Below are 12,471 nucleotides of genomic sequence, written 5' to 3'. Positions count from 1 at the left end.
TTATTCTGTATAAATTATAAGTTAATGAACGTAATAATAATTGAAGACGAAAAACCATCTGCAAGGCGGTTGCAGCGTATGTTAGATAAATTAACTATTCAAGCAGAGACCATGCTTCATTCTGTTGAAGAGTCGATTGAATGGTTTCAAAACAATCCACATCCAGATTTGATATTTTTAGATATTCAGTTGAGTGATGGTTTGTCGTTTGAAATTTTTGAAGCTGTCGAAGTGAAATCTGCAATCATTTTTACAACAGCTTATGACGAATATGCACTTCAGGCATTTAAACTTAATAGCATAGACTATTTATTGAAACCTATTGATGAGGACGAACTGAATAAAGCCATAAAAAAATATCAGGAAAATCAACCACAAAAACAACAAGTTACAATAGATTTTAATGATATAAAGAAACTATTGATCAATCCAATAGAACGCGAATACAAAAAACGATTCTCTGTCAAGGTTGGGCAGCACTTAAAGCTCATTAATATTGATGAAATAGAATGTTTTTTTAGCGAAAATAAAGGCACCTATTTATATACTATTGAAGGTAGAAACTATCTCATTGATATGACTTTGGATCAATTGGAGGAGGAGTTGGAGCCTCAAATGTTTTATAGAATAAACAGAAAGTTTTTTGTAAATATAAATGCTATAAAAGATATGGTAAGTTATACCAATTCAAGACTTCAAATAAAACTAAATAACTATAACGAACAAGAAGTTATTGTAGCACGAGAGCGTGTTAGAGATTTTAAGAATTGGTTGGAGTAATTTTATTACTTTAATTTAGGATGAGTTAAACCCGTAGTATCTGTCAATGTTTTCATAAAGGCAATAAGCTGTTGCTTTTCTCTAGACGAAAGACCCAAAGGTTCTGGAGAAAGGGTTTGATTGTCAATTTCTAATCCCATACCAGAACCACCACCATGATTATAAAACTCTATAACGTCTTCTAAAGTTTCAAAACTGCCGTTATGCATGTAAGGAGCTGTTAACGCAACATTTCTAACAGTTACTGTTTTAAAAGAACGCTTAAACATTTGTAAATCTTCTTTACCTAGGTTATTTTGCATACGTCCTAAATCGTTATCCAGTATAGGATTTATAGTATCAAATCCTTGAGTAATTCCCAAAACCTCAGATTCGGTTTCTGCATAAAATGGTGGTACTGTGCCGTTAAAGGCAGGTACAAAATGGCAAGTTGCACAAGCAGCTTTCCCCATAAATAAATTAAAACCAGCTTCTGCTTCTTTGGGATACTGTTTTATCTCATTTCTTACATACTTATCAAATTCACTATTGAATGAAGTGAGCGAATTCACATAAGCTGCAATGGCATTACTAATAGACCGTTGGTCAATAGTTTGCTTATTAATGCCTTTATATGATGCATCAAACATAGCTCTGTATGTTGCATCATGTCTCAAGCGTTCAGCAATTAAATTAAAGTCAATATTAAACTCTAAATTGTTTTCAACTACATGATTGACTTGCCTTTCTAAATCATATTCGCGTAAGTCCCAAAAATAGCGAGAAGCATAAGCCGCATCAATAAGTGTAGGCGAATTTCTGGTCGTAAAAACACCTGTTTTGTTCGTTTTACTTTTTGGAAGACCATCGGCAAACCCTTTTTGTGGATTATGGCATGTGGCACAAGACATGGTTTTATCGCTTGATAAATTCGTGTCGTAAAATAATTTTTCACCCAGAGCAATAGTTTCAGGATTGTCTAATGGTAAAAATGAGAATTGCGAATAATGGTTAGTATCTAAAAAATCTTCATCAAATAGGTTGGTAGCGTCATAATTTTGAGCATGATATATAGAACGATCAGTAGTGATATTAGTAGCTTTTTGAAAAGCATAAATATCGCGATATAATGGATTGATAACTTCTTTTAAAAATGACATGCGGTCAAAAGAATCAAAATCATTACTGGATTTGAGTTGTTTTTGCCCTTTCTTGAAGTGTTTTAAAATGGATTTAAAGTGTTTCCTTTCATCTTTATCAAAATCATCAGATTCAAAAAATAAAAATGTTTGTTCCATACTTTGCAAACTGGTTAAAGCATCTGTTAAGGCATTTCCAGAACCTGGTGTGTCAAAACCTGTAACACCTAAAGCAAAAATACGCACACAGCTTGAACGTAAAGCTTCCATTATTTGAACATCCCTTATGCGAACACCTTTTTCACTGTTCGTGAGTAATTGGAGACGTTGCTTGAGTTCAATAGTCAGTGTTTTAATATTAGGTCTGACTTCAAGTACATCCTCAATAAACAGTAACTCATCCAGTGTTTGGAATCCGTTTGGAGGAATGACTTGGGTAGTTTCTTCGTTGAATTTAGGTATTGGGCCACCATTAATATACCAATGCACATAAGCTGAATGGAAATAATCCAGAAAAAACTCTACCTTTTTAAAGGCTGTTCGGGTTGTAAGAAATTGTTTCTGAAGTGAATCTACTGAAATGGTATCTATCAAGCTCATTTCAGTAAGTGTATTTACCTCATTTTGTAAGGCAACTAAATTATCATAATAGTATTTGGATGCCTGTATATTGTTGTTTTGATTATAATTTTTATTTGGGATAGTTACACTATACAGTGAAAAAAGGAGACAAATTGTAAATATAACTGTTAAGGCTCTCATGAATTAGTTTTTTAGTCTTCAATACGGTTATCATCAAAGGCAGATGGTAATAATTTAGGAATAAACTTAATTACTAAAGGCAATAATAAAGCACCACCTGGTAACATAAAAATGGCCAGGCTAGGTATGGATTTAAAAATATCAAGCAATTGTTCGTTTACTTTTTTCTGCTCATCATCATTAAGGTCACGTACTGTAGATTGTGTGAGCAATTTCATTAATTCCTTGCTTTCGCGTAATTCATTTAACAAACGTTTGCTGTTTCTGGAAATCAGTTTGTTAACCATTTTACTCGAATTATCATAAAAGGTTTTTACAAGGTTTTTAGAACTTAATAATGCAATTTTATCTTTATGCTTTTCATAGAAAAAATTAATAGACTCCATGGCATTGGTAATAATGTGATGATCCAACTTTAAATCATGACCTAATTGGTTCAAAAACTTTTTCTCGTCCTTATCAATAACAGAATCACCCCAAGTAGCCATGCACGCTATATCAATTATATAGTAAGATTCTTCAATTGTTTTAATTTTACCTATAGCTTCATGATAGCTTATTTTTTGACTGTGCTGATAGCGTAGTGATTGTTCAAATAAATTTATTAAACTATGGTCATAATTGCTTTTTTCAACTTTAGCATTTAAGGCTTCCACGACAATAGTTTCAATAGATGACTCAAAATTCTGTATGTAGGATTCAGAAATTTTATTGTTCTTCAAATACATCTTATAGGCTAAAATGTCAGTAAATAATAAGGCGTTAGTAATAAAGTAATTAAAGCTTTTGTCAATGATGTTGTCATCAATTTGAATGCGCTTGTGAATTATTTTCTCTAATAGGCTATTTGATTTCTTTTCACCCAATAAATCAGAAAAAAAAGTGGTTTTATGTGCATTTATTTTAGTGTAAAAATCAATAACACTATCTGCAAAATCATCGTTACTATCAGAAATATGGTGTGTATAATAAAAGGCTAACAGGAAATTTATTTTACAAATTTCCTCATTTGTAAAGTCATCATTTTTTATAAGGTTACCAATGACCATGATATTGCTACCATATATAAAGCCACAATATCTTAAGCTTTCATAAAAAGAAATGATTGCTGTCTTATTTAGTTTTTCAATAAGAACAGCATCCTTGAGTAGTTTTTTTATCCAGCCATTAGCCGATGGATTCATGCTATTAATTTTATTGGGTAAAGATAATTTTTATATCCATAAGAAGAAGCCTTTTTTCCTTTAACAAAATATTAACAAAACCGACTTTCGTGTTTTTCCGTAGGTATAAGTGAGAATCAAAAATAATTAACAAAAACCTCACATTATGAAAAACATGAAAATTTATTTGGGAATCGGAATTTTTGCGATTGCTGGTTTCCTATTAGTTGCAGCCGACCATATTGATGCGCCAGCCGTATCTGGTGGCACAAGTGATGTTACTGATTTCTATGCCTTCCAAGGTGAAGATACAGATAACGTTGTATTTGTTGCAAACCTACAAGGTCTTTTGGCGCCTGGATCAACAGACGCAGCCACATTTGATGAAAATGTGCTTATTGAATTCAATATTGATACCGATCAGGACAATGTTGAAGACCTCGTTATTCAAGCTATTCCTAGAGATGGTAAAATGTACTTTTTTGGGCCAGTGGCACCTTCAATTACAGGATTAAACAGTTCTATTATGACAAGCGCAACACAATCAAGTGTTGATATTTCTACGAGAATGACGCCAGTTATAGAGCAAAATGCTGGAATGAAATTTTTTGCAGGACCTCGTGATGATCCATTTTTTATGGACTTTGCACAGTATAGTGATATTATAGCTGGAAACGCTACCGGATTTGATAATCCAGGCAGTGACACCTTTCAAGGAACTAACGTATTGTCAATAGTTGTGGAAGTACCAAAATCAATGGTTGGTAGTTCTGGAACCGTGAATACTTGGGTGGAATCAAAAAGAAAACAATAATAAACTAAAAGACTTTAAATTATGAAAATTATAAATATAAAATACCTAATAATGACATTAGCTTTAGCAGCAATTAGTTTTAATTGTTCTAATGATGATGACTTTACACCGCCAAATAATGGTGGAGGCAATAATGAACCTGATTTTTCAGGTGTGTATGCCCAACAAGATCAAATGGGACGTCCTGCAGTGAATACTGTGTTTGTTTCAAGTGGAAGTAAAAATATGTTTAATACTACTATTCCTACGCAACAAAACGCAGCCTTTCAAAGTATGTTTCAAACCAATTTAGAAGCTTTAAGTCCTGCTTTTGCAAACCCAGGTGATATGAATGCTCTTGGACAAGACTCTGCAGCATTTACTACACTATTAGCTACTGATGTGCTTAATCTATCATTGGATGGTGAAACCACGTTTTACAATCCAAATTCTGGTGCACTTCTTACAGGTCGCGCTTTAACCGATGATGTGATAACCGTTGAGTTGTTATTGATTTTTGGGGGTGAGGATTTTACAGAAAATCCAACCTTATCCAATGATAATGTAGATGCAAACGACAAACCGTTCTTAACCTCGTTTCCTTACCTAGCAAGCCCTTGGTAGGATATTAAAAAGCATCAAAGTCTGCCCTGACTTTGATGCTTAATCTAAACCAGTAATGTTATGAACACAGCCTTAAACCCAAACCATTTCTATCAATTTGCCTTATTATTTGTGAACATAAATTATTAATTAAACACTATTTATTATGAAAAGATTTAGACAAATTTTTGGAATCAGTTTGCTGTTAGGCGCTGGTTTATTCATTATCGCAGCAGACCATATTGATGCTCCAGAAGTACAAGGCGGTACAAGCGATATTACTGATTTTTATGTTTTTCAAGGAAAAAACACAGACAATATGGTATTTGTTGCTAACCTGCAAGGACTGTTGAGTCCAAATGCAACAGCAAATGCTAGTTTTGACGAGAATGTCATGATTGAATTTAACATTGACACCAATGGTGATAATGTTGAGGATTTAGTAATTCAAGCCATTAAAAAAGACGACAAAATGATTTTTGTTGGTCCTGTAGCGCCTTCGCAAACAGGTTTAGTTAGTACGCTTGAAGCTTCAAACTTTGGTAACGATGTTTCTAAAGTAGAAATCACGCCTTATGGTTCACCAGCAATTATAGGTACATCCAGAGATGGTATGTCATTTTTTGCCGGTCCTAGAGACGATCCGTTTTTTATGGATTTTGCCCAGTACAGCGCTATTATAAGTGGCAATGCATCTGGATTTAATAATCCTGGGTCAGACACGTTTGCTGGTACCAATGTGCTATCAGTAGTTGTAGAAGTTCCAAAGACCATGATAGGTGGTTCGGGAACAATCAATACGTGGGTAGAATCAAAAAGAAAACAATAATCCTTAAAAAACGAAAATCATGAAAACTATTATAAAAACACACGCTTTGTTAAATAATGTTAGAAAGGTGTTTGCTCAAAAAACAATAATTATAGCTGTTGCTACATGTTTTGCTGTTGTAGCTTTTAGCTGTAGTAAAGAGGACGAGATAACCAATTCGTCTGAAACGGAAATAGCAAGTAAAAAAGGTGGTCCTTTTTATGCCGTTTATTTACAAGAAGACCAAATGGGAAGACCAGCAGTAAATACAGTATTTGTAAGTTCTGATAGTAAGGACTTATTTAATGTAACTGTGCCTTCTGAACAAAACGGATTATTTCAATCCATGTTTCAGAATAATTTAGAAGCCTTAAGTCCCGCATATGCCAATCCTGGTGACACAAATGCTTTAGGTCTTGATGCAGCAACTTTTACTGGACTTTTAGCTACAGATGTTTTAAACGTTTCATTAGATGGAGTAACAACCTTCTTTGACGGAACCAATGTGCTTACAGGTCGCGCTTTAGCTGATGACGTCATAACTGTAGAGTTATTACTAATATTTGGTGGCGAGGACTTTAGTGAAAACCCAACATTATCCAATGATAATGTGGATGCTAATGACAAAGCTTTTTTAAGCGACTTTCCATATTTAGCGTCTCCTTGGTAGAATAATTCCAATCAGGGCATACTACGGTGTGCTCTGATTTATTAAAACAACAATAACAACAAAAAACACAATATGATGACATTAACAACAAAAAATATAATCGTATTAATCTGTTTAATGGTCATGATGAGTTGTCATGATAACAATAAAACAATAACAGATCCAACTACATACAATACTTACCTTGAATTAGTCGAGAATGATGCGTTGCAAATGGTGAATAATGATTTACTATTTTGGGAAAAAAAGCTAGAAAAAGAAGAAGGACAGTTTCCATATCTCGCCAAAATTGCAGCATGTCATTCTCAATTATTCAACGCAACTGGAGAAGTGGTTCACTTAATTCAAGCTGAAAAAAGCTTATTGGAAGTTAATGAGCGAACTAATTATAACCATGTAGGCTATTTAAGAATGCTTGCAAGAAATTACATTTCGCAACACCGCTTTAAAGAAGCCTTACAACTACTTAAAAAGGCAGAATTGAATGGTGAAAATATTTCTGCGACCTACAAAATGCTTTTTGATGTGCAATTGGAATTAGGTAACGCTGCAGATGCCAAAAAGTATTTAGAACGTATCAAAAACTTTAGTGATTTTGATTATTTAATTAGACTCTCCAAATGGAGCGATCACGAAGGTAATTTAGATGCGGCTATTAAGTATATGGAAAAAGCCACAGCAATTGCTGAATCTTCAAATATTAGCACAACCATGCAATGGGCTTACACCAATTTGGCGGATTTTTATGGACATGCAGGAGAAATTCAAAAATCCTATAACCATTATATCAAAGCTTTAGAACTAGATCCTAATGATGCTTATGCCAAAAAAGGGATAGCCTGGATTGTGTATTCCTATGAACGTAATCCAGAAGAAGCCATGCGTATTTTAAATAGCATTACGGCCAATTATCAAGTGCCAGATTTGTATTTGCTTAAGGCTGAAATAGCTGAATTTTTAAATAAAGAAGAAGACCAGATAGAAAACGTTAAGACTTATGAGCAATTGGTTTCAAATGAGTTATATGGAGACATGTACAATGCTTACAACATTGAATTGTATGTTAATGAAAAGGAAACAGTTAATATGGCTATTGAATTAGCTCAGAAGGAAGTTCAAAACAGACCAACGGCTCAATCCTATGACTTATTGGCTTGGAGCTATTATAAAAAAGGAAATGTTAAAAAGGCGTTAAGCATTATGGAAGATTATGTGGTTGGTTATACTTTTGAACCGCTTGCTATGTATCACTTGGCAATTATTTATAAAGCCAATGGAATGGATGAAAAAGCCAAGGAATTAAAAGCTGAATTGGAAGCAAGTCTTTATGAACTTGGACCAGTTATGGAGCAAGATATCAAAAGAATTTAACCAACAAACCAACTATAACTTATGCTTTTTAAGATTAAACCCATTTTTATATTTGTTTTCTTTTTCTGCTGTCATTGGATCATGGCACAAGACGATATTAAAGGTCTTGTTTTAGATGATTCAGGGCAACCTCTAGAAAACGCATATATTTATAATACAAACTCTACAAGTCATGCGCATACATTAGCCAATGGGTCTTTTATATTGGAAAATAATAAACTAGGGGACACTTTAAATATTGGTCTTTTAGGATTTGAAAAAACCATTATAATTGTCACCAATGCACATCTTTCAGATGGGTTAGAAGTCAGTTTAAAGGCGAAAGCCATATTGCTAGATGAACTTATAATCACTGAACAAGTGAGTGCCCTTAACAGTGTGGCTAAAATAGATTTGGAAACCAATCCTGTAAATTCCTCACAAGAAGTATTACGAAAAGTGCCTGGCCTCATTATTGGACAGCATGCTGGAGGTGGAAAAGCAGAACAGATTTTCTTACGTGGTTTTGATATTGATCATGGTACCGATATTAGTTTGGCTGTTGATGGTATGCCTGTAAATATGGTATCTCATGCTCATGGACAAGGCTATAGCGATTTACACTTTTTAATTCCAGAAACAGTCAATGCCATTAACTTTGGTAAAGGACCGTATTATGCTAATAAAGGTGATTTTGCTACTGCAGGTTTTGTAGATTTTAATACCAAAGACAGGCTAGAAAGCAGTGAAATTAGTTTGAGTATTGGTCAGTTTAATTCCTTAAGAACATTAGGTATGTTTGACCTATTAAAAAACAACAAACGTTCCAATGCTTATGTGGCTCTTGAATATATTGCCTTTGATGGACCCTTTGATTCACCACAAAATTTTAACCGTTTAAATCTTTTTGGGAAATTCAGTACCTACTTAAAAGGTAATGATAAATTATCGGTAAGTGTGTCACATTTTACGAGTCGTTGGGATGCGTCTGGACAAATACCACAACGCGCTGTTGATAGTGGTTTAATCACACGATGGGGAGCCATAGATGATACCGAAGGCGGGACTACTTCTAGAAGTAACGTAAATGTGAGTTATAACGCTTTGTTAAAAGAGGATTTACAATTCAAGTCTAATGTGTTTTATTCCAAATATGACTTTGAGCTGTTTTCAAATTTCACATTCTTCTTAGAAGATCCTATCAATGGTGACCAAATAAAACAACATGAAAGCCGAAATATTTATGGGTTTAATACCCAGTTCATAAAAGACACCCAACTGGGAAATATTGAAACCAAATTAACATCAGGTTTTGGTTTACGCCATGATCAGGTAGATGATGTTGAGTTATCGCACACCTTAAATCGGAATGAAACTTTAGATTATTTGGCTTTAGGCGATGTAAATGAAACCAATATGTTTGGATTTATTAACGCCGAATTTGAGTTGAACAAGTTTGTGATTACACCAGCCTTGCGTTTGGATTATTTTAAGTTCATGTATAATGACGACTTGATAACACCTTATGAAACTCAAGCTGAAACTAAAACAACATTCAGTCCAAAACTGAATATCTTTTTTAATCAGAATAACAACTTACAATGGTTTTTAAAATCAGGAATTGGGTTTCATTCTAATGATGCTAGAGTAGTGGTGGCGCAAGGTGGTGAGGAAATATTACCAAAGGCCTATGGAACTGATTTAGGCGCTATCTGGAAACCCTTTCCGAAAATGGTGTTCAATTCAGCTGTTTGGTACTTATTTTTAGAACAAGAGTTTGTATATGTCGGTGATGCAGGTATTGTTGAGCCTAGCGGAAAATCAGAACGTTATGGTTTAGACATTGGTCTGCGTTATCAATTTACAGATTGGTTGTATTTTGATACTGATGCTACGTTTACACATGCAAGAAGCGTTGATGAACCGGATGGTTCCGATTACATTCCATTGGCACCAGACTTTACACTTACAGGAGGTTTGGCTATTAATGATCTAAAAGGTTTTTCGGCAGGCATACGCTATCGTTATATTGATGACAGACCAGCCAATGAGGACAACTCCGTTGTAGCTGAAGGCTATTTTGTGACCGATTTAAATATGAATTATGCCCTAACCAAAAACTTGAGTTTTGGCGTAGTTATAGAAAACGTGTTTGATACCGAATGGAACGAAACCCAGTTTGCAACCGAATCACGATTGCAAAATGAACTAAATCCAGTTGAAGAAATACACTTTACACCTGGTACACCATTTTTTATGAAAGGTGTTGTAAGTTATAGATTTTAAGAATTTGTTGTTAATGAAGAAACTAACAAGAGTCTGAAGTTTTATGCTAAGAAGTTTGTTAGGAGTTTTTTGTTAGTTGGAAAGCGTCTGTGAAAGCAGACGCTTTTTTTAACTTTCAATTATATACATTTAAATATTCATCAATTAATGATATAAGTTCCTTCGCTTTTGATAACGTATCTTTTGATTTTTCTATTTCCCCATTAGGTCGTAACTTATTTTTCTAAAAAACTTTATCATATATTATATACTAAAGTATGTGAATCTTTTTGGTTAGTCATAATAGCTACAAAGTCTCCTTTGCTATAGGTTTGGGTGTTGGTGTTTGAATTTTTATTTCATCTGAAAACTTCATCCATTCTTTTAACAGTTCGGCATATTTTTCTTTCTCAAATTCCTTAAGATCATTTTGCTCGCCAATATCATTTGAAAGGTCGTAAAGCGCAAAATTTTCAACTTTAAAGGGGCGTGTGAAATTTGTAATTTTCCAATGACCTTTTCGTAGCATAGCATGTCCGTAATGCTCCAGCCCAAATACATAATCTGAATCATGAATTTCATTTGTTTCCCCAGACACAAAGGGAATTAGAGAATTACCTCTTAATGGATAAACTTTATTCCCATCGTAAGCTTCAGGATACTTAACATTGGCTACCTCATAAAAAGTGGGCGCCAAATCCAATAAGCTGGTAAAACCATGATGGATTTCATTTTCTCTAGTCACATTTGGTCCTTTAATAACCATTGTTGTATTTATACCTCCTTGGGTAGCATAATCTTTGAAATATCTAAAAGGAGACGAACCGGCTTCTGCCCATTGCGGGCCATAGGAGATATAAGAATTAGCATTGCCCATATTATCATAATCATCATTGTAATAATCCTTTAAACTTCCAAAACTATCATGACTTATAAAGTCTCTGTAGGCAGCGCCATTATCAGACATGAAAACAAACAATGTGTTTTCATATTCTCCAATGTCTTTTAGGTGTGTAATCAATCGGCCAATATTATAGTCTAAATTATCAACCATACCTGCATACAATTCCATTTTTCTAGCTTCTTTCATCTGGTCTTTAGGAGATAAAGAGTCCCAAGGGACCACGTCTTCATGACTAGGAGGAGCTATAATCTCATTTGGAATTATTCCTGCTTTTTTAAGACTGTTTAATCTTCGTTCACGTAACTTTTCATAGCCGTCATCATATTGCCCCTTATATTTTTTCCAATATTTTTCATCTACTTGTAAAGGCCAGTGTGGCGATGTATAAGTTGCAAAAGCAAAAAATGGCTGCTTATCATCTTTATTCAAATCAATGTATTCTATAATTTTATCGGTATAAAAATCTGTAGAGTAATTACCAGCTTTCCATGAAATAGAATCTCCATCCTCGGTATAATTTGAATATCCATTATGCAAAGCGCTTCGGTTGTTGTAATGATTGCCTGCACCTTCTAGAAGAACAAACGAATGTTCGAATCCTTTTTGATGCGGATTAGATTCAGGCTCTTTACCTAGATGCCATTTGCCAGCCATATAGGTATGGTAGCCAGCATCTCTTAATAATGCTGGAATGGTTACTATCCGGTTTGTTAATTTTCCTTCATAGCCAAACTCGGTCGTAATCCGACCTTGACCACCCATTCCTGCAATATGGTTGTCATTTCCAGACAACAGCATGGCACGAGTAGGCGCACACATAGGAGCCGTGTGGAAACTACTAAACTTAATGCCTTTATGGGCTAAAGCATCGATGTTTGGTGTTTGAATATCTCCACCATAACAACCTATATCACCATAGCCTAAATCGTCGGCAACTATTAATACAATATTAGGTCTCTCATAGATTTTCTTTTTAGCTTCCTTTTTAGCATCCTTTTCGGAACATGATAATATGATGCCAAATACGAGTAAGATTGAGAAGACATGTGTGATAGACTTGTACTTTTTGAATTTATATGCTTTGATGTGTACGTGGCTAAAATCGAATAGTTGTGATTTTTTCATCGGAATTTATGGTTTTACAATCCCTTTATACACTCTATTCTAGAGTCTTGTAAATAGATTTTACGTAATTTAGTAAATAAAAACCGAATAAACGCAAGTGGAGCTATCTGGCTTAAGCAATTGTAGTTAG

Annotated in this window: 8 protein-coding genes and 1 pseudogene; 6 read left to right on the top strand and 3 right to left on the bottom strand. The window is 34.2% G+C overall.

Annotation, left to right across the window (positions count from 1 at the left end; translation table 11 throughout):
• Positions 1-24 precede the first annotated feature (24 nt).
• Entirely contained in the window at positions 25-780 is a 756-nt protein-coding gene (locus C1S72_RS02870) for a LytR/AlgR family response regulator transcription factor (protein WP_104734165.1), read from the top strand.
• Positions 781-785: 5 nt separating this feature from the next.
• Here the strand turns inward: C1S72_RS02870 and C1S72_RS02865 are convergent, their stop codons facing one another.
• Positions 786-2,660 carry a cytochrome-c peroxidase gene (locus tag C1S72_RS02865; protein WP_104734164.1) on the bottom strand — a complete coding sequence of 625 codons (1,875 nt, stop codon included), beginning with the start codon at positions 2,658-2,660 and terminating at the stop codon, positions 786-788.
• A gap of 11 nt (positions 2,661-2,671) precedes the next feature.
• Positions 2,672-3,844, bottom strand: a complete 1,173-nt coding sequence (locus tag C1S72_RS02860; RefSeq protein WP_104734163.1) for an LETM1-related biofilm-associated protein — start codon at positions 3,842-3,844, stop codon at positions 2,672-2,674.
• Between the two features lie 145 nt (positions 3,845-3,989).
• Between C1S72_RS02860 and C1S72_RS14495 the strand changes: the two are divergent.
• The 5 genes and pseudogenes from C1S72_RS14495 (at position 3,990) to C1S72_RS02830 (ending at position 10,333) form a co-directional block, all read left to right on the top strand.
• Positions 3,990-5,240 (top strand): annotated as a pseudogene (locus tag C1S72_RS14495) (DUF4331 family protein).
• Between the two features lie 145 nt (positions 5,241-5,385).
• Positions 5,386-6,048: a DUF4331 family protein gene (locus C1S72_RS02845; RefSeq protein WP_104734160.1), complete on the top strand. Its 663-nt coding sequence runs from the start codon at positions 5,386-5,388 to the stop codon at positions 6,046-6,048.
• 19 nt (positions 6,049-6,067) lie between these two features.
• Positions 6,068-6,697, top strand: coding sequence for a DUF4331 family protein (locus C1S72_RS02840; protein ID WP_104734159.1), 630 nt, complete (start codon positions 6,068-6,070; stop codon positions 6,695-6,697).
• 72 nt (positions 6,698-6,769) lie between these two features.
• Complete coding sequence (locus tag C1S72_RS02835) at positions 6,770-8,068, top strand: tetratricopeptide repeat protein (protein ID WP_230401563.1); 1,299 nt, start codon at positions 6,770-6,772, stop codon at positions 8,066-8,068.
• Positions 8,069-8,149: 81 nt separating this feature from the next.
• On the top strand, positions 8,150-10,333 hold the full coding sequence (locus tag C1S72_RS02830; protein WP_230401562.1) for a TonB-dependent receptor: 2,184 nt from the start codon (positions 8,150-8,152) through the stop codon (positions 10,331-10,333).
• 286 nt (positions 10,334-10,619) lie between these two features.
• Here the strand turns inward: C1S72_RS02830 and C1S72_RS02825 are convergent, their stop codons facing one another.
• Complete coding sequence (locus tag C1S72_RS02825) at positions 10,620-12,341, bottom strand: arylsulfatase (protein ID WP_104734157.1); 1,722 nt, start codon at positions 12,339-12,341, stop codon at positions 10,620-10,622.
• Between the last annotated feature and the right edge of the window lie 130 nt (positions 12,342-12,471).

Origin of the sequence: Hanstruepera ponticola (assembly GCF_002940745.1) — a bacterium.
Classification (GTDB): Bacteria; Bacteroidota; Bacteroidia; order Flavobacteriales; family Flavobacteriaceae; genus Hanstruepera; species Hanstruepera ponticola.
Note: the sequence above shows the minus strand (reverse complement) of the source record. Positions and strands in the feature narration are given on the sequence as shown.